Origin of the sequence: uncultured Maribacter sp. (assembly GCF_947500405.1) — a bacterium.
GTDB lineage: Bacteria > Bacteroidota > Bacteroidia > Flavobacteriales > Flavobacteriaceae > Maribacter_B.
Genome location: NZ_CANMRY010000002.1, coordinates 449,871 through 475,278, shown reverse-complemented (window position 1 = coordinate 475,278; position 25,408 = coordinate 449,871). Strand labels below are relative to the sequence as shown.

Here is a 25,408-nt window from a genome sequence, read left to right as displayed (position 1 = left end):
AAAAAATACTAATTAGTAGGTTTTACAAAGTAGGTAAAAGTTATCTGAATTTAAAAACTAATAAATAGAAAAGTAATTAAGAATTTCTACATTTGTAGTCTGCTATACTAATTAAACATATTATCTGAGTCTTTCTTAAAAGACAAACTCTAAAACAGAGTAATTAATGCATAAAAACTTTTTTAGTTTTTATGCACAGATAATCACATCAATTTATTTATCAAATTATAACCAAAACAATAGACTACAAATCAATTGTATCACTTTGTAATATGCTTAATATTCTAATAAGTGATAATAATACAATAATTAAAAATGATTAATAAAAAATTAATTAGTAGAGATATAGAACTATTCTACAACAACGCATCAGAAGAAACTAGATTAGATAAAGGAATGGGAATTTTTGAGTTTGAAAGAATAAAATTTCTTATAGAAAAGTATATTTCGACTTCAACTACAAAAATAATTGATGTTGGTGGCGGTACAGGAAAATATTCTGAATGGCTTGCTAAAAAAGGGTATGAAGTTCACTTAGTAGAACCTATTTTAAAACATATAGAAATAGCTAAAAACAGAGCCAGTAAATTAAAAAATAAATTTTCTGTTCAATTAGGTGAATCTAGAAAATTAGAATTCCCAGATAATTATGCAGACCTAATAATTTTACACGGACCTCTTTATCACCTTCAAAAAAAAGAAGATAGAGACTTAACTATTTTTGAAGCTAAACGTGTTCTAAAAAAGAATGGAATTATTTTAGGTTTTGCTATTAACTATACTGCATCAACTTTAGTTGGTTTGTTAAATGGTTTAATTCATAAAAAACCATTTTTTGAAATGTGTAAAGAAGAATTAAAAAATGGAATACATAATCCTCCAGATGATTTTCCCTGGCTTTTAAAAGAAGCATATTATCATAAACCTGAACAACTTAAACAAGAATTTATAAATCAAAAATTAACTTATATTAATACTTATGCTGTTGAAGGAATGGCTTGGTTAGATAAAAACTATTTTTCAAATATGTTAAATATTAAAAGGAAAAATACATTATTAGAACTTATTAAAATTACTGAAAATGACACTTATTTATTATCACTTAGTCCGCATATAATGATAGTCGTAAAAAAATAAAAACACTTATGAAAAATAAAGAAAGGTATTACAAAGCATTAATAAAAAATAATGGTAGATTAAATGAAATTGACCTCGGAGAAAAAAATTTTCTTAATGAAAACGAAACTAGAAAAATAATCTCAGAACTTTTATCCGAACATAAAATTAAATATATTGAAGATAAAAATTGTAGTTATTCTACAAAAAATAGAAATAGAAAATAAAAAAAGCTGTGTATTAGAAATAATCTGGTACACAGCTTTATAAGTTAGTATTAAAACTATTACTTACAAGGTATTTTTTCTATTCTACGTTCGTGTCTACCGCCTTCAAAATTAGTATTTAAAAAAGTTTTTACCATTTCTAAAGCTTGTGGTAAAGAAATAAAACGTGCTGGTAAACTTAAAATATTAGCATCATTATGTTCTCTGGCTAAAGCAACAATTTCTTTGGTCCAACATAATGCACAACGTACTTTTTGGTGTTTGTTAGCAGTCATAGATGCACCGTTTCCACTACCACATATTATTATTCCTAAATCTACAGTACTATTTTCAACATCCTTTGCAACTGGATGTACAAAATCTGCATAATCTACACTGTCTGTACCATCTGTACCGTAGTTATTAACATCAATATTTAACGATTTTAATAAACCTACTATTGCAAGTTTATATTCTGTTCCGGCATGATCATTACCAATAGCTATTTTCATATGTTTAGGTATACTAATTTACAGTACAAATGTACAATACATAAGTGTATACCACAATAAATAGCTGTTTCACAACATATATTAATGTTAATAAAATATAAGTTGTTAATTACACTCGCAAATAATTGTATTAGTTGTTAATAAACTTACCAAAGAAAATAACTTTTAAATTTTGATTTCTAATTTAGAATTTGCCTTATAAAAGAAATCCAAAAAAACTAATTAACTTCTTAGAATATAACAGAAAGATATTAAGTCTACTTTTATAGAAGTTAACACTAAATTAATATTTAGTTATTATTAATTTCATGTTAACAGAGGTTATTAATATATGTTAATAAAATACGTAACATATTGATAACTATAAATTACAGACTTGTATAAATTGTCAATAAAAATATTAAACGGTTCAATACAAATTATTCTTCATTTTTTTATCCCCATTATTAACAAGCTATAATAACCACCATTGTTTTTTTAAATTTAATAAAAGAAAAATATAATATAATATATATGTTAATAACGTTAAATTAATTTTACTGTAATGGATAAAATAAAAAGTACTGAATTATAATTCGTAATTTTCCAATAAATTAGAAAGAAAGATTAATGTCAAAGAGAAATAAGAAAGCAAAGAATCATAGAAAGAACGAAATTACTAAAGGAATTTTTACAGTTTTAGAAAAAGATCCTAAAAAAAGCTTCACATATAAACAAATAGCATCTAGAATACATATTACAGATGCGCATGATAGAAACCAATTAATAAAAAGATTGGTACAGTTAAAAGAGAAAAAAAGAATTTTAGAAGAAACTAGAGGGCATTATAAAGCAGTTGCCTCAACCAAAACATACCAAACTGGTACTGTAGATCTTACTAGTAGAGGCAATGCATATATTGTTATTGAAGGAATGGATGATGATGTTTTTATTCCTAACAATAAAGTAAATAAAGCATTTCATAAAGATACCGTTGAAGTATATGTTTTTCCACAACGAAAAGGAAAAAAATTAGAAGGAGAAATAACCAAAATTGTAGAACGATATAAAACAGAGTTTGTTGGTATTGTAGATATGCAAAAAGATTTTGCTTTTATAAGACCTACAGATCCAAGAATGTATACTGATATTTTTGTATCTAAAGATAAAGTTGGTAAAGCAGAAGATGGCGATAAAGTAATTGTAGAAATTACAGAATGGCCAGATCGTACAGATTCTCCTTTTGGAGAAATAAAAGAAGTTTTAGGAAAACCAGGAGAACATAATACTGAGATACATTCCATCTTAGCAGAATATGGTTTACCACATGAGTTTCCTTTAGAAGTAGAACGTTATGCACAACAATTAGATACTTCTATAAAAGAAGAAGAAATTGCAAAACGTAGAGATATGCGTAATGTTTTAACCTGTACTATAGATCCAAAAGATGCAAAAGATTTTGATGATGCACTTTCTTTTCAGATTTTAGAAAATGGTAACTATGAAATAGGGGTTCATATTGCAGATGTTTCTCATTATTTACAAGAAGATACTATTTTAGATGATGAGGCTTATGAAAGAGCAACATCGGTTTATTTAGTAGATAGAGTGGTACCTATGTTACCAGAAATTTTATCTAATAATGCTTGTTCTTTACGACCAAATGAAGAAAAATATACATTTTCAGCTGTTTTTGAAATAGATAAAAAAGCAAATGTTATTAACGAATGGTTTGGTAGAACCGTTATAAACTCTAATGAGCGTTTTGCTTATGAAGAAGCACAACATATTATAGAAACTAAACAAGGAGATATTCCTAAAGAAATTTCTATACGTAATTCTTCTTATATAGTTTCAGATGAAGTAGTTAAAGCTACTTTAGTTATGGATGATCTTGCAAAAATTATGCGTGGCAGACGTATGAATAGTGGTGCTATTTCTTTTGATAAAGTAGAAGTTCGTTTTAATTTAAATGAAGAAAGTGAACCAACAAGTGTGTATTTTAAAGAAGCAAAAGATGCTAATAAACTTATAGAAGAGTTTATGTTATTAGCAAATAGAAAAGTGGCTGCTTTTATTGGAAAACAAAAACCAGAAAAAACATTTGTATATAGAATACATGATGATCCTAATGAAGAGAAGTTATTAGCTCTTAATGGCGTAATTTCTCGTTTTGGACATAAGTTAGACTTTAAAGATAAAAAATCTATTAGCGCGTCTTTAAATAAGCTTCTGGAAGATGTTAAAGGTCAAAAAGAACAGAATTTAGTAGATACGCTTGCTATACGTACTATGAGTAAAGCAACGTATACTACTAAAAATATTGGCCACTATGGTTTAGCGTTTGATTATTACTCACATTTTACATCGCCAATACGTAGGTATCCAGATGTTATGGTACACCGTTTATTACAACATTATTTAGATGGTGGTAAAACTGCTAATGCAGAAGCTTATGAAGAAAAATGTAAACATTCTTCTGAAATGGAAATTTTAGCTTCCAGAGCAGAGAGAGATTCTATTAAGTATATGCAGATTAAGTTTATGCAAGATCGCCAAGATAAAGAATTTGTTGGTGTTATAAGTGGCGTAACAGAATGGGGTATTTATGTAGAAATTATAGAAAATAAATGTGAAGGAATGGTAAATATTAGAGATATAAAAGGAGATTATTATATCTTTGATGAAAAGGAGTATGCCATTGTAGGTGAGCGTACTAATAAAACCTACCAATTAGGAGATGAAGTTGTTGTAATGGTAAAAAACACCGATTTAATAAAACGACACTTAGATTTTTCTCTTATAGGAATAAATGAAAAGGTTTCTATTTTGGAATAACTTTTGTTTTAGTACGTATATACATACTTAAAAACGAATATGAAAAAAACAGTTTTATTTTTTATTTTCATCGTAATTAGTCTACAGACTATATGCGCTCAAAATGAAAAAATAACCGTAGGATTGTCAGAATTTTCAGAACTAAAAGGTTTTGATGGTCTCTCTATTAATCTAATTAAAAGTACAGAAAATAAAGCAGTAATATCTGGTGATAATATTGATGAGGTTGTTTTTGTTAATAAAGAAGGTGTTCTTAAAATACGAATGGAAATCAATAAGATATTTAGTGGTTATAAAACTTTTATAGATTTATATTATACAAAACCTTTAATAATTATTGATGTTAATGAGGATGCAAGAATTGTTTCTAAGAAAACAATTCAGCAAGATGTATTAGAACTAAAAGCCCAAGAAGGAGGTGAACTTGTTATAGCAGCTGAAGTAGAACAACTTTTAATAAAAACGGTTACTGGTGGCGTTATAGAAACATCAGGAACAGCAGATTTACAAGATGTAGCTATTAATACAGGAGGTATTTATGAAGGTAAAAGTTTAATTACTAAATTTTCTACTGTAAATGTAAATGCAGGTTCTAGAGCAGAAATATATGCATCAGATTATGTAAAAGCTTCTGTAAAAGCTGGTGGCGAAGTATTAGTATATGGTAACCCTGCTAAATTTGAAGAAAAAACGGTTTTTGGCGGTAAAATAACTAAAATGTAATTTACCCCAATATGTTAGAAGATATACAGGCCGCTATTCCTCTCGGATTTTTATTAAGTTTTATGATTGGCCCTGTTTTTTTTGTTCTTTTAGAAACCAGTGCTATAAAAGGATTTAGAGCAGCAATTGTTTTTAATCTTGGGGTAATTACTGCCGATATACTTTTTATAACCATAGCTTATTTTAGTAGTTTTCAATTATTAGAAAACCTAAGCAACGAACCTGGATTGTATGTTTTTGGAGGTGTAATATTAGTAATATATGGTATAACTAGTATTGTAAAGAAAGAAGCCAAAAAAGAAGAAACTATAAAAGTTACCTCAGGACATTATATTAGTTTATTTGTAAAAGGTTTTTTACTAAACTTTATAAATATTGGAGTTTTAGTTTTTTGGCTTGGAATAATAATAGTAGTAGGTCCTAGTCTAGAAAATGACTCTAATAGAATTATACTATTCTTTGCTGCAGTATTAATTACGTATTTTACTATAGATATTTTTAAAATCTTATTGGCTAAACAATTAAAAAGAAAATTAACTTTTGAGAGAATAAGGTTAGTAAAAAAGTTTCTGGGAGTTGTTTTAGTTATTTGCGGATTAGTACTTATTATAAAAGGGTTTCTGCCAAAAGATAAATTTACTATCGAAGAAGGTATAGAAAAAATGGAACAGATAAGAGAGTAATAATGTACTAATAAACAGTATATTAAATAAAAAAACCCTCTATTAAGAGGGTTTTTTTGGAGGCATCGAGCGGATTCGAACCGCTGTACAAGCTTTTGCAGAGCTGTGCCTAGCCACTCGGCCACGATGCCATTTTAATGGTGCAAATGTAATGCCTTATTTTTAGCTTTCAAAAATATATAATCAGGATCTTTTCGATTTTAATGTAATAGTTACTTTTTCTACATCGCCACCTATAGGAGGGTTTATTTTAGAAACAGCTACAGATACTTCCATAACTATATTGATTTCTAGTAAAATACGTTTAATTATACGATCTGCAACATGTTCTAAAAGTTTAGCAGCAATTGCCATTTCTTCTTTTACAATATGATTTATATGAACATAATCTACCGTATCTTTTAAATTATCAGATGCTGCTGCATTAGCTAAATCTGCTTTTACAGAAACATTTACAAGATAATCGCTACCTATTTTAGTTTCTTCTGCTAAGCAACCATGATAGGCATAAACCTTAATATTAGTAACTTCTATTATTCCCATGAGTATCTTTAATTTTTAGCAAAATTAAAGCAAACATTTGGTTTTTAGTAGGTACATCTACAATTACTAACACCTTGGAATAAATCTAAACCTAATGTTACTACATGTGTTCCTGTACTATATCCTAAAATTTCATTAAGAATTACTTGGTAAGAATATCCAAAATAAAAATTGCTCTTTTTTAAACCAATAATTGGAGCTATATATAGTGGGTCACCAATTTGATCATTTAAAAAACGGTAGGTAACACCAGCATAGTAATAGTCTTCAAAATCGTACCATCTAAATTTTACATTTAAATCGGTAACAGATCTACCATCACTTTCAAATAATTGAAAGAAAACAGAAGGCTCTATTTCTAAATTACTGTTTTTACTTCTTTTATATCTATATCCCGTATAAGCGTAATAGTTTCTTAGTCTATTAGGTTCAAAAATTGGATTAAATTTTGATAAATCTTTATCAATTATGTTAGATGCATTTGCACTTATATAAAACTTATCTTTTCTATATAATAAACCTACATCAAAGTTATGATTGGTTGTTGCTCTATCATCTGTTACACTTGGATCAATAATGCTAAAGTTTTCAATATCTATTCTAAATTGGTTAAAATTATACGATAAACCAAAGGATAAAAACTCATCATCATACCTATCTATAGTTAAATGGTGGGCAAAAGATAATCTAGCTCCTCTTTGCTTAGTTTCTCCATTACTATCATTATATAATAAAATACCTACACCAGATTTTTCTCCTAATCGCATATCTGCAGCTAAAGATTGCGTGTCTGGCGCATCTTTAATTCCTACCCATTGTGTTAATCCATTAATCCTAATTTTTACATGATCTCCAATACCTGCATAGGTAGGTGACATTACAAAAGGATTATCTGCTAAATACTGCGAGAGTTGTGGTAATGTTAACTCTTGCGCTTTAGCACCAAAGACACTTAGTAGTAGGAGGACTAAGGTTAATAATTTATTATACATAGTAGTTTAGGTTAAGTTTTTATCTGTATAAAGTAAAGTGGCCAACAAATTCACGATCGTCTTCTTCTCCACGTAATTTTATTACATACCAATAATCTCCTGTTGGTAGTTCTGTTTGTCGGTAAAGACCATCCCATGGATTATCATTAATACCCATTCTATAAACTTCTCTACCATAACGATCAAAAATGATAGTTAGTATTTCTGGGAAGGCTTCTTGGTTTTTTGGGAACCAAGTATCATTAAGACCATCGCCATCTGGGGTAAACACATTTGGTATATCAATATCTATAAATTCCATGTAAATACTTGCTTCAGATTCGCAACCATTTTCATCTATAACGGTTACAGTATAGGTATCTGTACGGTTAATTCTAAAAGTATTATCTGTACCATTATCTCTATCGCCTATGATAAAGGTGTATTCTTCTTTTCCTCCTGTTGCAACTGCTGTAATTTCATTAAGGTTACGTTGCTCAAGAGATAGAACAAGAGGTTCAAAATCTTCTATTTCAAAATCAAAGGTTTGTACGCATCCATTTGCGTGTGCTATTGCTATGTAATGTGTTCCTGGAGTAGAATTTCTAAAATCAGGATTCAATTGCATATCATTAGGATCCGTAGAGTCTATTGCATATAATACATCTCCTAAAACACTAGAATCTTCTAAGGTTATGTTTACATAATTTGTAGGCACATCTCCACTACACTCATAAACAGGAACAATAGTTGCATTAAGGTTAACACCAGGTTCTACATCTACAACAATATTAGTTTCACAGTTATTAACATCTCTAACAAATATTAGGTAGTTCCCTGCAGCAAGATTTGTAAAGTCTAAACGATCTTGTACAAAATCTGTCTCAGAATTAGAGTTTATTGCTGTTCTATATGGCGCTGTTCCTCCTTGAATGTTAATAGTAATAGCACCATCTTCATCGCCAATACATGTTTCTGGGGTTATTACGTTTGGATCTACTGTTAAAAGGTCTGGAGCAGTAATAGTATAATTTAATTCTTCAAAACATCCGTTTTGATCTTGTGCAATAATAGTATAGTCACCAGGAGCTAAATCTGTAAATGTATTAGTAGTATCAAATTGGTTTAAGTTTGGAGAAATAGCATATTGATACCCTCCAGAACCTCCAGAAAGAGTTACTGTTATACTACCATTTTCTTCACCATTACATAAAACATTTATAACTTCTTCAGTGTAAGTTAAAGGCGTTGGTTCTGTTATAATTACTTCTTCTGCAGGAGCTGTACAATCTTCGCTGATTACATTTACATAATATGTACCTGCTGGTAGATTACCAAACTCACCTTGTGATTGTGGTCCTGCTATTCTTGATCCTATTGTTAAAGCAGCATCCGTAAATAATTCATATTGATAGTTACCTAATCCACCATCTGCACTTGCATATATAGTTGCTGTAGATTCTCCATTACAACTAATGATAGCAGCGGAAGTATCAACCGTTAAAGTAAGAGGAACTATAGCATTTTCTGTAATAGCATTTGAAGCTACAGAAGCACATGCGCCACCTAAATCTCTTACAAAATATTGATGTTCCCCTGCACCTAATATACCTGTTTCAGGTAATGGCATTGGATTACTAGTCATAGGTAGAAAAGTAATATTATCTGAACTATATTCGTAAGTACCACTACCGCCTGTTGCACTTAGTTCAAACTCTACTCCTGTTGCACAAGTTAATGGGTCTGTACGTAGTAAAGTTGCTTCTATTCTAGTTGGTTCTGTAATAGTTACCTGATTAGTTTCCACATCACAATTCCATCCATCAGAAACAGTAATACTATATATGCCAGGACCAAGATTTGTAAAATCAGGACTTGTTTGTTGTCCAGAAGTAAATGTAATAGAAGTACCTGTACTATCGTAATAATTAATTTGATACTCATAACTACCACTACCATTTATAACATTTGTTGCAGATACTGTTGCTGTTTTATCACCAAAACAAGCTAAAGTAGTATTTAATGGAATTGCATTTGCAGTTACTGCAAGTGGCATTACCAATAAATTAGGATAGTTATTTGTAATAGAACATCCACCAGCATCTACAACGGTAACGCTATAGTCTCCTGCAGATAATCCTGTAAATAAAATTGTGGTTACATCAAAAGCAGTATCGAATACTTCTGCTGTTGTTGTATTAGTAACGGTAATATCATAAGGAGCAAAACCACCTGTTGGGGATATACTTATTTCTCCCTGATCATTAGTACATTCAACATTTGTTAAAACAGTAGTTATTTCGGTTAAGTCCATATCTGGAGATACTATAGTTACCATATTAGTATCATCGTCACAGAAAGGCTCCGTAGTTTCTGTTATTCTTACGTAGTAATTACCACCGTTAAGACCTGTAATTAATCTTGGATTAACACTTGTATCTGTATTAACTTGCGCTCCAATTGGGTTATCTGAATCATCAAATACTTGATAATCATATGTACCACTATAACCAGTAATATTAATTTCAATTGAACCATTACCATCATTGAAACAGATTACTGGGTCAATAGCGGTTGCAGTTACTTCTATTAAATCATACTGTGCAATATCATAAGGCGCTGTATCAATGTAACAACCAGTATTTGTGTCCGTAATTCTAAAAGTATAGCTACCCACTTGTGTTAAGTTAAATTCAGCTGTAACATTAGTAGGAGTTGCTGTTAAAGTACCGTTTGTGTTACCTAATGGTAATAATTCGTATGTATATGAATTAGTTGGGTTTCCATTATCAGTAACGGTAATTAATACTTGTTCAGGATTAGCAATATCACAAGTAATAGCATCTACTTGAGAGACAACAGCAGTAAATGTATTAATAGGGTTAATAATAACAGTATCATCATCTGTACAACCATTATTATCTCTAACAGTTACAGTAATATTTTGTACAGCCCCAGTATCCACAACATCAAAAGTATTAGTTGTAAAGAAATTAGTACCATCTATACTGAAAGTATAAGGAGCAGTACCAGTCGTAGGAATATCTGCAGTAATGGTTGCTATACTTGTGGTGTTATCCGCAGCACAAGTAAAGTCTGTTGTTAAAGTTGCATTAGCTACTAATATAGTAGGTTCAATAATTTCAATACTATCGGTTTCTGTACAACCTCTATCTGAAGTTACTGTAATAGCGTAAGTACCAGGATTAAGATTTGTAAATATACCAGTACCATTAGTTTGAGCCGGGTCTACCCCATTATCAATAGTAAAAGAATATGGTGGATTATCATTTACACCAACAGCAGGAGTTACTAAACTAACTGTAATGGTTCCGTTAGCATCACCATTACAAGTAATATCTGTTTTTTGTGTTGTGTTTAGCGTAACAGCAGTAGGCTCTTCTAAAGATATTGGAGCATCGGCTGTACAATTAGGAGTACCTAACGTATTATCGGTTATTCTAACAATGTAGTCACCAAATCCTACTCCAGTAAATTGATTAGCAGTTGGAGCTATACCTGTTGCAGATAAATCTGAATGTAATAAGGTAGCGGTAAAAGTTCCAGAACCACCGTTTACAGTAAATTCTATAACACCATCATTAGTAGCACAAGTAGGTTGTGTTAAAGGTGTTGCACTTACTGTTAATTCAGGATCTATAGTAATATTTTCAATTTCAGAACAATTATTAGCATCTCTTATTTCAATAGTATAAGCACCAGCTGTTAAACCTGTATAAGTATAAGGGAAGCTAGCAATACTTTGGAAAGCGCTACCATTAATACGCATAGTATAAGGAGCAATACCTGTATTTATGGCATCTAATGAAACCGTTATTCCAAAACTACCTTCATCTGCACATTCGTCGTCAATAGCTAATGAAATATCAGGAGTTGTATCTGTATCTACGGTGATAGCTAATGGCACTGCGATTACACACCCGTTAGCATCTTGTACGTAAATATCCCAGTTTAAGCTTGTTGTTGGGTCTAATTCTATGGTATTATCAAAAGGATAAACCCCTGGGTCACCAGCACCACTAATAGAAGCACCATAACTATATGCTGCAGTTCCTCCTGTAGCTTGTACGGTTACAATAGCATTCGTTTCAATACAATTAGCATTTACATTGCTTACTAAAGATAGAGCTAAAGCTTCTGGAGCATCTATAGTAACAGTATTAGAGGTATCGTCACAGAAAGGAGAATCTGTTGCGGTTATTTCTACATAGTAAATTCCTGCAGCAAGACCATTTAAAGTTCTTGGGTTAACAGAAGTATCAGTGTTAACAATTCCGCCAACGGCAGTTGCAGTATTATCAAATATTTGGTAAGAGTAATTACCAGTATAATTATTTATTTGAATACTCATCTCTCCATTAGAACTATCGCTACAAGTAGCATCACTTACAAGTGCCGCTGTTACTTCTATTAAATCATACTGTGCAATATCATAAGGCGCTGTATCAATGTAACAACCAGTATTTGTGTCCGTAATTCTAAAAGTATAGCTACCCACTTGTGTTAAGTTAAATTCAGCTGTAACATTAGTAGGAGTTGCTGTTAAAGTACCGTTTGTGTTACCTAATGGTAATAATTCGTATGTATATGAATTAGTTGGGTTTCCATTATCAGTAACGGTAATTAATACTTGTTCAGGATTAGCAATATCACAAGTAATAGCATCTACTTGAGAGACAACAGCAGTAAATGTATTAATAGGGTTAATAATAACAGTATCATCATCTGTACAACCATTATTATCTCTAACAGTTACAGTAATATTTTGTACAGCCCCAGTATCCACAACATCAAAAGTATTAGTTGTAAAGAAATTAGTACCATCTATACTGAAAGTATAAGGAGCAGTACCAGTCGTAGGAATATCTGCAGTAATGGTTGCTATACTTGTGGTGTTATCCGCAGCACAAGTAAAGTCTGTTGTTAAAGTTGCATTAGCTACTAATATAGTAGGTTCAATAATTTCAATACTATCGGTTTCTGTACAACCTCTATCTGAAGTTACTGTAATAGCGTAAGTACCAGGATTAAGATTTGTAAATATACCAGTACCATTAGTTTGAGCCGGGTCTACCCCATTATCAATAGTAAAAGAATATGGTGGATTATCATTTACACCAACAGCAGGAGTTACTAAACTAACTGTAATGGTTCCGTTAGCATCACCATTACAAGTAATATCTGTTTTTTGTGTTGTGTTTAGCGTAACAGCAGTAGGCTCTTCTAAAGATATTGGAGCATCGGCTGTACAATTAGGAGTACCTAACGTATTATCGGTTATTCTAACAATGTAGTCACCAAATCCTACTCCAGTAAATTGATTAGCAGTTGGAGCTATACCTGTTGCAGATAAATCTGAATGTAATAAGGTAGCGGTAAAAGTTCCAGAACCACCGTTTACAGTAAATTCTATAACACCATCATTAGTAGCACAAGTAGGTTGTGTTAAAGGTGTTGCACTTACTGTTAATTCAGGATCTATAGTAATATTTTCAATTTCAGAACAATTATTAGCATCTCTTATTTCAATAGTATAAGCACCAGCTGTTAAACCTGTATAAGTATAAGGGAAGCTAGCAATACTTTGGAAAGCGCTACCATTAATACGCATAGTATAAGGAGCAATACCTGTATTTATGGCATCTAATGAAACCGTTATTCCAAAACTACCTTCATCTGCACATTCGTCGTCAATAGCTAATGAAATATCAGGAGTTGTATCTGTATCTACGGTGATAGCTAATGGCACTGCGATTACACACCCGTTAGCATCTTGTACGTAAATATCCCAGTTTAAGCTTGTTGTTGGGTCTAATTCTATGGTATTATCAAAAGGATAAACCCCTGGGTCACCAGCACCACTAATAGAAGCACCATAACTATATGCTGCAGTTCCTCCTGTAGCTTGTACGGTTACAATAGCATTCGTTTCAATACAATTAGCATTTACATTGCTTACTAAAGATAGAGCTAAAGCTTCTGGAGCATCTATAGTAACAGTATTAGAGGTACCAACACATTCAGGGAATGCTGTTTCCGTAATTCTTACAGAATATATTCCAGCTCCTAAAGTTGAAGCTACATTGAAAATATAAGGATCACTTGTTGCATTATCAGAGTTTGCAGTACCCGCTACAGCTGTACCAGTATTGTCAAACACTTCATAGTTAAAAGTACCTGTATAACCTGTAATAGTAACTTGTATTACTCCGTCTGTACTATCGCTACATGTAGCATCGCTTACAAGTGCTGCAGTTACATCGATTAAATCATAAGGAGTAATAGTATGTTCTACAGTAACGGAACAATTAGTAACCGTATCTGTAATTTCATAAATGTAAGTACCAGGGCTAGTTAATATTATATTCGTTGGATCTGCAACTGCAGTACCACTTGGAAGTTCTGCATAGGTATATGTTCCAGAGCCATTTGCTGCAACAATTTCAATAATTTCTTGACCATTATCACAATCAATAATTTGATTTTGAGTAATACTAGCCGTTACCTCTTGGATAGCTGGTATGGATACAATTTCATTAACAGTACATCCATTAGCATCTTTTACAACAACAGTTACATCTGAAGAACCAAAAGGTACTTCATAAGTATTTGTTGGTTGGTAATTAGCTCCGTTATCAAAACTATAAACATATGGTCCTGTTCCAGAAGGATTTCCAGGAGTTGCATCATTAATAGTAACAGTTATGGTACTTGCAGAATCGTTACAACTAAATGCAGAAGCTGAAGCTGTAATATCTAGCTCCGTTGGTTCTATAACATCAATAGGTAATGTTGTTTGACAACCTTTGGCTGAAATTACAGTTACATTATATGTTCCTTGCGTAAGGCCGTTAAATACATTTGTTGGTTGCGTTGTGGTTCCACCATCTAAACTATATGCATAAGCAACATCAATATTCCCTGCATTTAAATTTACTGTAATAGTTCCATTATTTCCTCCAAAACAACTAACAGCAGTCGGTACTAAAGTAAATGTTGGATTAGCAGGAGCATCTAGTGTAATAGTTACAGGTGTTGAACAATTTGTTGTAGTATCTTCTACTTCAAAAGTATATGCAACTGAATGTGTTAAACCAGTAAATACACCTGTTGTATTTGTTGGTCCTGCTGGAGTTATTTGTGTATAACTATAGTTTCCTGATCCACCGTTTGCAGTAACTGTTACTTCACCAGAATTTGCTGGATCACAGTTATCAGCGGCAGATACATTAGCTCCTAATGTTAAAGGAGGATATATAGTAATATTTTCAGTTTCAGTACATCCGTTTACATCAGAAATGGTAAATGTATGTGCACCAGAACTTAAGTTGGTAACCGTCATTACGTCGCCAACAATAGATAATGTACTTGCTTGTGGTGCACCACCATCAACACTAATAGTATGTGGTACAATCCCAATGGCATCTAAAGTAATATCTACAGAATAAGCACCTTCAATGGCACTACATTGATCATTAATAGCAACGCTAATTTCTGGTGTTGGATCTGTAATTAAAGTTATAGCATCTAATTGAATACAATTATTTGCATCTTTTACATAAACGATATAATCTCCACCTTCTACATTAAATACATTGGTAGAACTACCAGACCATGTAGCAGCAGTTGGTGCTGGATCAGTACTTAATGCAAGTTGATATTCGTATGGAGCTGTACCATATTGCCCAATTGCTGAAATTTGTCCTGCATTTACATTACAATTATCATTTGTATCAGCAGTTGCAGTAACAGCAAGTAAATTATTAGATTCTGTTATTGTAAATTCTGCTGATGTAGTAGTACAATCAGGATATGCTCCTCCTATTTCTGTAAATAAGATATAATATACTCCTCTTGGAAGTGGTCCAGCATTTGAAACGGTTCTACCAGTACCTACAGCTGGAGGGTTTACATTTAATGTATTTCCTATTCCAGTTGTAACATTAGATTGAGAGTTAAAAATTTCATAGCTAACTTGTGTTGCGCCACTATCATAATTATCAAAAGTGAAGGTAACATTACCATCTGCACTTCCTGTACATGTAATATTAGAAACTGTATCTAATGTAGATGTAAGTCTCGAAAGTGTATTAATTGGTGCAGCAGCAGTTTCAAAATAATAACAGTTTGTAGTAATATCATGTACCACAAAAGTATATGTTAATCCAGGTTTTAATCCAGTAAAGGTATGTGTAGGACCATTAGCAACATCAGGAGCATAATACGTTGATGCATAAGGAACACCAAAACTATCTAAAATTCCAAATTCATAATTTGTTCCTAAAATTGCTGTAGTTACTGTTACTACTGCAGTACCACCTGTAGTACAATCAGCTGTTAATGCAGATACATCAATATCTAAATCATCTGGTGGAGATGCTATGATGTTCGTAGTTACTACAGAACATCCGTTTGCATCAATTACATCAACTTCATAAATACCAAACTCTAATATAGGGAACGTATGATCTTCACCTCCTGAGGTAGTATTATAGGTTGCAGAAAAACCATTATTTCCAGTTAAATAATATGTATATTCTGCTACTCCACCTGTTGTATTTTCTACGGTTATAGATCCTGGAGATGTACCAGTAGCTATACAAGTAATAGGTACAAGGTCTATACTATAACTAATTACATTTGGTTCTGAAATTATAATAGTTTCCACATCTGTACAAGACTTTGCATCTGTTACAGTTACCTCATAGGTTCCAGCGGGTAAACCAGCTGTTTGTGTACCATAATTTGTAGTAGTTGTTGTATTTACTACAGAAATAGCAAAAGGAGCAGTACCTTGTGTATTATCTATATTAACGTTTATTGTTGCGCCTTCATCACCATTACATAAAATATCAACGGTTTGTACTAAAGACGTAATTACAGGATTAATTATAGGGTTTACTGTAGTTTGTGTAATAACAGTACAACCATTATTATCTGTAATTCTAAAATCGTAAGTTCCTGCAGTAGCAGCCGTATAGGTAAAACTGTTTCCTGTTATTGTTGTTGTTGTACTCCACGAAGTACCAGAATCTGTACTTACCTCAAAATATGCATATGGTAAATAACCATTATTTATAGTAACATCAATTACTGCTTCTGGAAAAACTGTACAATCTAGTCCTTTTGTTAAAACAGAGTTTGCTGTTAATTGAGGTTCAATAGTTTCTGAAAGAATGTTAGATATACATCCATAAGCATCGGTTACTTGAATATTATAAGTTCCAGGGGTTAAGTTTACAATTGTAAACGGATTTCCAACTACAGCCGTTTGCGAACCACCATCAATACTATAAGTATATGGAGCTACACCATCGGTAATATTAATTACGAGTGATGCTTGATCAGTACCATCATAACAATAATCTGAAGAGGCATCTACTGCAATTGTTGGAGCATCTGCAGTAGTAAGTGTTATTGGTTTATCAACAATACAACCACCAGCATCTCTTACATAAATAGTGTAAGTACCTGCAGCTACATTTGTAAATACATTAGTACTTTGGTATGCATAAACTATAGCAGGGCCAACAGTATTCTCTAATTGGTATTCATAACTACCCCAACCATCTGTTGCGGTAACCGTTATAGTACTATTTTCTATACAAGTAACAGGTGTGTTCGAAAATGTAAAGTCTAAAGCAGCTGCAGGGTCATTTATTACCATACTAGTTGTTGCTGTACAATTTGTTGTATCGTCTGTTATTGTAACCGTATAGGTATCCGCTGCAAATCCGCTAACAGCTATTGCAGTTGTAAGGTTTATGTTATTTTGCGATTGTACTACTGTAGTAGCGCTATTTTCTACAGTATAACTATAAGTAGTAGCAAAATCACTTACTGTAAAAGTAAATGCACCATCAGTAGCACCTAAACAACTTACGTTATTAGTCAATTGCGAAATTGCAGCTACTCGTGGAATATCTACCACTGTATAATTTTCTTCTATTTGGCACCCTTTATTGTCAGTAACTCTAAAGGTGTAGGTATCTGGAGCAAGAGCTGTAAATATACCAGAGTTTACTCCAGAAGTATTTGCAGTTGCAGTAGCAGGTGCAATAATTTCATAAGTAAAAGGAGTATTTCCATTGGTAACGTTTACCGTTACATCAGATGTTTGTGCTGGGCAATTAGGAGCTGTTGCAGTAAAAGTTAAATCTGTAGGTTCGTTTAATGGATCAATTACAATTGCTGGAGTATCTTCAGTACACCCATTAACATCTCTAACAGTTATGGTATAAGACCCTGCTGTAATTCCAGTACTAAATGTATCTAAACCTTGGAAGTTAACCCCATCTAAACTAAAGGTATAACCAGGAGTTCCTCCAGAATATCCAGTAACTTGAATTGTAGCTGAAGAGTTATCACAACGATAATCTTGAACTATATTTATTGTTCCAGGAGCTATTACTGCTGGAGCAGTAAGGGTAACACTATCTGTTGTTACACAACCTTTAGCGTCTGTTACGGTATAGTTATATGTTCCAGCTGTTAAACCTGCATAGGTAGTTTGAGTTGAAGGGGTACTACCATTAAAAACAATTTGATACGGAGCTAGACCACCTGAGATTTGTAATTCAGCAACGCCATCTGCACTAGTATTACAAAGAGGATTTGTAATAACTTCAACTACTGTTGGTGGGTTGTTTGCTGTAACAATAACTTGATTGGTAGTAACCGTACAACTTTCAGTATCTGTAATAATAAATTCATAAGTACCAGCAGTAGTAGTGAAATACGAAAAAGGAATACTAGGTACTGCAGTACTTGCTTGTATAGAAGTACCATCTCTAAGCACTTCGAAATTAAATGTTGGATTTCCGCCAGACATTGTAATGCTAATTTCAGCATCTGGTGTTGCGGAACAATCTAAATCTTTTATTAATGCAGCGCTGGCAGTTAATGTTGGAAAAACATCAATACTTGCAGTAGCAGTACAATTTTTACTATCAATAACCTCAATAGTATAATTACCTGGAGTTAAACCTGTAAAATCTTCTTCACTTTGGTAAGCTCCTCCTATTAAACGATACTGGAATGGTGCTACTCCCCCAGAAGTTACATTGGCAGTTAAAACTAATCCTGTAGCACTATCATAACATAAGCTATTAGCGTTCACTTCTAAAACAGGAGCTACCGTTGGGTTTAGGGTAAAGTTTCCAGTTACAATACATCCATTAGCATCGGTAACATTTACCGTATATGCTGCAGAAGTATCTGAAATTCCTGAAAAAGTTCCTGTTGTATTCGTGGTAGAGACTGAACTAGGGTCAATAATTTCATAGGTATAACCTGTCCATCCTCCAGATACACTAATAATGACACTACCATCTGCAATACATGTTGGATCCGTTGGTACAATACTGTCAATAGCTAAAGCATTTGTAGGTTGGTTAACCGTAATAGTACTAGTGTCTGTACAATTTGTAGTTTCGTCCGTAACAACAATGGTATAATCACCAGCCGTAAGACCAGTTAGGTTAATTGTATTAGCAGATTGTGCAGTTATTGCTGTACCAGCATTAATAGTATATGCATAAGTACTAGCAAAACCATTTACAGTAAAGTCAACAGCACCATCTGCAGCACCAACACAAGAAACATTAGCGACCAATGCACCAGTAACATCCATTGGAGTTACGGGGTTTATTGTAAAGTTCTCGGTATATATACACCCTTTATTGTCAGTAACTCTAAAGGTGTATGTATCTGGAGCAAGAGCTGTAAATATACCAGAGGTTATTCCAGAAGTATTTGTAGTTGCTGCTGCAGGGCCAATAATTTCATAAGTAAAAGGAGCATTTCCATTGGTAACGTTTACCGTTACATTAGATGTTTGCGCTGGGCAATTAGGAGCTGTGGCAGTAAAAGTTAAATCTGTAGGTTCATTTAGTGGATCAATTACAATTGCTGGAGTATCTTCAGTACACCCATTAACATCTCTAACAGTTATGGTATAAGACCCTGCCGTAATTCCAGTACTAAATGTATCTAAACCTTGGAAGTTAACCCCATCTAAACTAAAGGTATAACCAGGAGTTCCTCCAGAATATCCAGTAACTTGAATTGTAGCTGAAGTGTTATCACATCTATAATCTTGAACTATATTTATTGTTCCAGGAGCTATTACTGTTGGAGCAGTAAGGGTAACACTATCTGTTGTTACACAACCTTTAGCGTCTGTTACGGTATAGTTATAAGTACCATTAGATAAACCTGCATAGGTAGTTTGAGTTGAAGGGGTACTACCATCAAAAACAATTTGATACGGAGCTAGACCACCTGAGATTTGTAATTCTACAGCACCATCTGCACTAGTATTACAAAGAGGCTCAGTAATAACTTCAACTACTGTTGGTGGGTTGTTTTCTGTAACAATAACTTGATTGGTAGTAACCGTACAACTTTCAGTATCTGTAATAATAAATTCATAGGTACCAGCAGTAGTAGTGAAATACGAAAAAGGAATACTAGGTACTGCAGTACTTGCTTGTATAGAAGTACCATCTCTAAGCACTTCGAAATTAAATGTTGGATTTCCGCCAGACATCGTAATGCTAATTTCAGCATCTGGTGTTGCGGAACAATCTAAATCTTTTATTAATGCAGCGCTGGCAGTTAATGTTGGAAAAACATCAATACTTGCAGTAGCAGTACAATTTTTACTATCAATAACCTCAATAGTATAATTACCTGGAGTTAAACCTGTAAAATCTTCTTCACTTTGGTAAGCTCCTCCTATTAAACGATACTGGAATGGTGCTACTCCCCCAGAAGTTACATTGGCAGTTAAAACTAATCCTGTAGCACTATCATAACATAAGCTATTAGCGTTCACTTCTAAAACAGGAGCTACCGTTGGGTTTAGGGTAAAGTTTCCAGTTACAATACATCCATTAGCATCGGTAACATTTACCGTATATGCTGCAGAAGTATCTGAAATTCCTGTAAAAGTTCCTGTTGTATTTGTGGTGGATACTGAACTAGGGTCTATAATTTCATAGGTATAACCTGTCCATCCCCCAGATACACTAATAATGACACTACCATCTGCAATACATGTTGGATCCGTTGGTACAATACTGTCAATAGCTAAAGCATTTGTAGGTTGGTTAACCGTAATAGTACTAGTGTCTGTACAATTTGTAGTTTCGTCCGTAACAACAATGGTATAATCACCAGCCGTAAGACCAGTTAGGTTAATTGTATTAGCAGATTGTGCAGTTATTGCTGTACCAGCATTAATAGTATATGCATAAGTACTAGCAAAACCATTTACAGTAAAGTCAACAGCACCATCTGCAGCACCAACACAAGAAACATTAGCGACCAATGCACCAGTAACATCCATTGGAGTTACAGGGTTTATTGTAAAGTTCTCGGTATATATACACCCTTTATTGTCAGTAACTCTAAAGGTGTATGTATCTGGAGCAAGATTGTCAAAATTTGCTGTAGAACCAGAAATGGAAGTAGCTGTAATGTTTGATGGTGCAATAATATCAAAAACAAAAGGAGTATTACCGTTTACTACAGATACTGTTACATTAGATGTTTGTGCTGGGCAATTAGGGGCTGTTGCAGTAAAAGTTAAATCATTAGGTTCATTTAGTGGATCTAATGTTATTGGGTCTGTTGGAAATAAACAACCATTAGCATCTCTTACTGTTATAGTATAAGTTCCTTCAGTTAAATTTTCAAATCTATGTGCGTTAGGGGTTGTATCTGGAATAAAAGTAACTCCATTTATGCTATACGCATAAGGAGCGGTACCACCAGTTACATTTTGAGCTTCTATGATTCCGTCTTGTGTACAAGTATAATCATTAATAAGGGATGAATCTGCACTTAAAGCAGTACTAGGAGTAGAAATAGAATAATATTCAAAGTAATCACAAGAAGAACTTCCTTTTCTTTGGTTAATTGCTATAGCATAATCACCAGCTGTTAAATCTGGAAAATAACCCGAGGTATTTGTATCTAAAGCAGTTGCTAGGTTATAGTTGTCTTCATCAAAACCTACAGCATTAAATAAATAATATGTAAGTTGATAACCGTTGGCACTTAGCAGATTAAATTGAATAGATCCCGTAGTATCGCCAAAACACAATACATCTGTAATAGATATTGGGTCAAATTCTGCTGCAGGTTGAAATTCAATACTTACGGTATTTGATATCGCATGACAACTATTTCTGTCTACTACTACAAATGTATAGTCTCCTGGTTCTAGAATATCGAAAATTACACTGGTCTGATATTCTGAAGGAGGTATATCATTAATAGTTGGGTAAGATGTTATAGTTGTGCCTGTTTCATCAACATATTCCCAAATGGCATAGGTATGTGGTGTTAGCCCACCGTCTGAATCCATTTGAATATTCCCTTCTTTACAACTAATATGTTGCGATACTTGGGCTGTTAAGTCTAAATCATTTTCATCTATAATAGTAATTTGTTCATTATAAGAACAACCATCTTCTGTTGTTACGTAGGCTATATAATTGCCTGCATTTAAACCTGTGAAAGTAAAATTATTATCATCTTCAGCAGCTGTACTAGTGTCAACAATACTTCCTAGTCCTCCATTGGAGCCATCATTTAATCTAATTTCATAGTAATATTTTGCATCTGCATTAGTCACTTGTATTGTAGCTGTGCCTAAAGTCGTGCAGTTTGCAGGAGTAACATTTACATTATACTGTACATCTCTTTCTATAATACCAATTACTAGAGTTTCAAAAATACAACCATCTACAATTGGAGTTCCAGTGCTGTCTAGTTGTGTTACTTGTACTCTATATGCTCCATTTTCTCCTGTTCCAAAATCAAAATTAGGGCCGTTATTTGCACTAAAAGGGATTATAACATTACCAGTAGCATCATCTACCAATTGGTAACCATAACCCGCTCCTAATGGATTCATATTAATATATCCATCTGTAGAACAAATTATATCTTCTTTTGTAAAGGATATAGGTAAAGTATTTAGAAAAACATTAAAATAGAAACGACTTGTACATCCGTTTTGGTAGGTTACAGACAATCTATATTTACCAGCATCATTAACTAGGTAGTTATTACCTGTACTTACTTCATTCCAGTCGCATGTTAAATTTTTATTTGCGCAATCATCGCCAGGGTCATCCCCTTCACAACTACCCTCAACTAACCTTTCCCATACTATGTTTTGCGTATCTAATATGTTAATTTGAAGTAGTCTGGTATCATTAATTCCACATAAAAATAGTTTAGGCAATTCATCATTATCTATACTACATTGAACAATTTCACCTGCTAAATCATTTGCAGGGTCAGTATCGCTATTTACATCATTAAAATATTCAATTATTGGGTTTGTAATACTCCCTGTTCCATAAGGTTCTACATGGATTATTTCTTTAAAACCTTTACATGGATCTAGATCTTCTTTATCTACAATATAAGTACCTACTTCAGTAACAATTATTGTACTTGGGTCGTTGTCTGGATCGCCATCGGTTATTATGGTATCCGTTTGGTCAAAAATGCCATTATTATTATCATCTCTTCTCCATTCGTATCCTCCAAAACCATCTCCTGCATCTAATATTGCTTCATTACCACATAGTTCAACCGTTCTTTCAAAACTACAGTCAGAAAGGTCATCTAGTAAAAAGTTAGTAGCTCCTGGGATAACAAAACCGCAGGCATTGAAATCTGTTACACTAGGATCATCGGTTATTATAGCTGTATTTTCAACACCACTATAAGTAGAATAGGCTATATTTTCTATTAAATCGGAACAAGCATTAACAAAATCAAAACAGTTTTCTGCTACTTGTACACGCATTCGAATGGAATAAGGAGTAAGCCCTTGTTCTACTAAATTATTAGGTATGGTAAAAGTAACGGTTCGTGTTGCTGGATCATAAACATAAGTTACGCCTGTTGGTAAAACCATGTCTGCAGCTGTAAAGTCTGTTCCATTTGGCGGAGCAACATTTACAGGAAGAACATCTCTAATGGTATAATTATTAGCATCATCATTACCAATGTTTTGAAAAGATAATACATAGTCTAGAGTCTGTCCAAGATTTACCCCTTGCCCTGTAATATCTACACCGCCAGGGGTATTTACTCTTTTTTCTAATACAATATTGGGTTCTATAATTTCTACATCAAAGGAAACGAAGAAAACATCATACTTGTCTTGATCGGAGTTAAGGCGTAAAACGGCATTAGTAGCATCGTTAGGAATTACATTGTTGTTAGGGACATTGGTAACAGGGAATAAATCTACATCCCAACCTAAGGTGTTTGTACTGTTAGGATTACGTGTTGTTACTATGTTTGGGTCAATGGAAATACTGGAGTTAAAAAAGTTATCTACAGGGTTTACGGTACTGTTTAATGGAGTGAAAGCGATAGGGTCATAAGGAATGGTTGCATTAATAGCTAAACCATCTCCCGAATTTCCATTAACACCACCAAATGCATTATCTCCTTCTAGAGCCGCTACCCCTATATTAGCACGTACATTAAAAGGTGCTGGCAATGTAGTAAAACCACTTATTGGAATTTCAACATCTGGAGCAGCTGATGCAATCCCTGCATAACCATCAAAAGTGGTAATGTATTTACTACCAGGTAAGTTGGGGTTTTCATAAACTATTACCATAGACCAACCACCTGAAATTCCACCTGAAATTCCACGACCATTACTAGCAAGCACATTGGCAACAGTATATTCTCCATCTGGATTTGCAAGACCTGTAATTATAGAGGTTACATCTTTATAACAAGCATATGGGCTATAATATCCAAAATCTGTATCGCCATTACCATCAAAAAGGATTTCGTCTGCTGTTATATCTTGGTAAGAACCATTTGGAGTTTTAAATTTTATATTGTCTATATTGCTCCTGTCCGAGTTTACATAAACGGCACCCCAATAAAGACCCGCATATCTAACTAAGGCGCAACCTTCATCTGGAACATCTAATGTGGCACTACTGGAGCTAAATGTGGAATCATCAGTATCAATGTCAATATAATACATATGAGAGTTATCATTCGACATTGATGATGGACCTGTAGAGTTATAAGGGATATTGGCAGTATCATGTCCATTACCCGTCCATACCCATTGCCATTGAGACCAACTCCAATTCCAGGATCCAGTTTCTCTATTAACAATGTTGTTGGCTATGAAAGTTAGCTCACCGCGAATATCTGCTGAATATCGAACATCAAAGTCGTTTTTTACTTGCGAAAATCCTGAAAATCCTAATAAAAAAAGGAATAGTATAAAAAAAAGTAGGTTTGGTTTCTTAAAAGTAATGGCTTTCATTTGGTCACATCTTATGTTTTGGTAAAATTTCCAAAGATTTTAGAAAACAGATTCTATTCCTATTGGGGGGATTTTACTAAAACAAATATTAATTATATAAATGATGTGTAGAATTTTATGTTGTAACATGCTCTTTTATTGTTGTGAAAGCACATTTACCTAATGTTACAAAAACAAGGGTTCTCGTATTTTAATGAGGTTTTTTGTTTATTTTTTTAATTAAAAAGGTATAAATTGTCTTTATTTAAGGTGTTATTTTTATAAGAAATGCTCAAAATAAGGAATGTTTTTCAAGTAAATGAACACTAAATTTTAGAGTAGTTTTATGTGTTTTTTATATTTTTTGCACAAAATAAATTCTCTTTTTTTACTAAAAAAATATATGATAAAAGTGAGTGGTTTTCAATGAAAATTTAAGGGTGTAAACTATACTTTTGGGATGAATTTTTTTCCTCTTTTTAGTTCTTTCCAATAATTTTCGTTT

9 protein-coding genes and 1 tRNA gene are annotated in these 25,408 nt (G+C 33.0%); 5 read left to right on the top strand and 5 right to left on the bottom strand.

Going from position 1 to position 25,408, the window contains the following annotated elements:
- Nucleotides 1-315 precede the first annotated feature (315 nt).
- Together Q0945_RS04230 and Q0945_RS04225 are read left to right on the top strand one after the other, a co-directional pair.
- Nucleotides 316-1,137: a class I SAM-dependent methyltransferase gene (locus Q0945_RS04230; protein WP_299431094.1), complete on the top strand. Its 822-nt coding sequence runs from the start codon at nucleotides 316-318 to the stop codon at nucleotides 1,135-1,137.
- Between the two features lie 8 nt (nucleotides 1,138-1,145).
- Nucleotides 1,146-1,343, top strand: coding sequence for a hypothetical protein (locus tag Q0945_RS04225; RefSeq protein WP_299431092.1), 198 nt, complete (start codon nucleotides 1,146-1,148; stop codon nucleotides 1,341-1,343).
- Nucleotides 1,344-1,402: 59 nt separating this feature from the next.
- On the opposite strand, the gene Q0945_RS04220 is transcribed toward Q0945_RS04225, so the two are convergent.
- Nucleotides 1,403-1,834: an RpiB/LacA/LacB family sugar-phosphate isomerase gene (locus Q0945_RS04220; RefSeq protein ID WP_299431090.1), complete on the bottom strand. Its 432-nt coding sequence runs from the start codon at nucleotides 1,832-1,834 to the stop codon at nucleotides 1,403-1,405.
- Between the two features lie 609 nt (nucleotides 1,835-2,443).
- Here Q0945_RS04220 and rnr point away from each other — a divergent pair.
- From rnr to Q0945_RS04205, 3 genes are read left to right on the top strand one after another with little or no spacing between them, the layout of a single operon-like run.
- Nucleotides 2,444-4,651 carry a ribonuclease R gene (gene rnr, locus Q0945_RS04215; RefSeq protein WP_299431088.1) on the top strand — a complete coding sequence of 736 codons (2,208 nt, stop codon included), beginning with the start codon at nucleotides 2,444-2,446 and terminating at the stop codon, nucleotides 4,649-4,651.
- A gap of 39 nt (nucleotides 4,652-4,690) precedes the next feature.
- Nucleotides 4,691-5,374 carry a head GIN domain-containing protein gene (locus Q0945_RS04210; RefSeq protein WP_299431086.1) on the top strand — a complete coding sequence of 228 codons (684 nt, stop codon included), beginning with the start codon at nucleotides 4,691-4,693 and terminating at the stop codon, nucleotides 5,372-5,374.
- Between the two features lie 11 nt (nucleotides 5,375-5,385).
- On the top strand, nucleotides 5,386-6,057 hold the full coding sequence (locus Q0945_RS04205) for a LysE family transporter (protein ID WP_299431084.1): 672 nt from the start codon (nucleotides 5,386-5,388) through the stop codon (nucleotides 6,055-6,057).
- Between the two features lie 57 nt (nucleotides 6,058-6,114).
- On the opposite strand, the gene Q0945_RS04200 is transcribed toward Q0945_RS04205, so the two are convergent.
- The 4 genes from Q0945_RS04200 to Q0945_RS04185 all read right to left on the bottom strand — a co-directional run bounded on the left by Q0945_RS04200 (nucleotide 6,115) and on the right by Q0945_RS04185 (nucleotide 24,924).
- Nucleotides 6,115-6,188: transfer RNA gene (locus Q0945_RS04200), tRNA-Cys, on the bottom strand.
- A gap of 52 nt (nucleotides 6,189-6,240) precedes the next feature.
- Nucleotides 6,241-6,600, bottom strand: a complete 360-nt coding sequence (gene folB, locus Q0945_RS04195) for a dihydroneopterin aldolase (protein WP_298489336.1) — start codon at nucleotides 6,598-6,600, stop codon at nucleotides 6,241-6,243.
- Nucleotides 6,601-6,644: 44 nt separating this feature from the next.
- Nucleotides 6,645-7,592 (bottom strand): type IX secretion system membrane protein PorP/SprF, encoded by a 948-nt coding sequence (locus tag Q0945_RS04190; protein ID WP_298489338.1) that lies wholly within the window; start codon nucleotides 7,590-7,592, stop codon nucleotides 6,645-6,647.
- 19 nt (nucleotides 7,593-7,611) lie between these two features.
- Nucleotides 7,612-24,924, bottom strand: a complete 17,313-nt coding sequence (locus tag Q0945_RS04185) for a T9SS type B sorting domain-containing protein (protein WP_299431081.1) — start codon at nucleotides 24,922-24,924, stop codon at nucleotides 7,612-7,614.
- Nucleotides 24,925-25,408 lie beyond the last annotated feature (484 nt).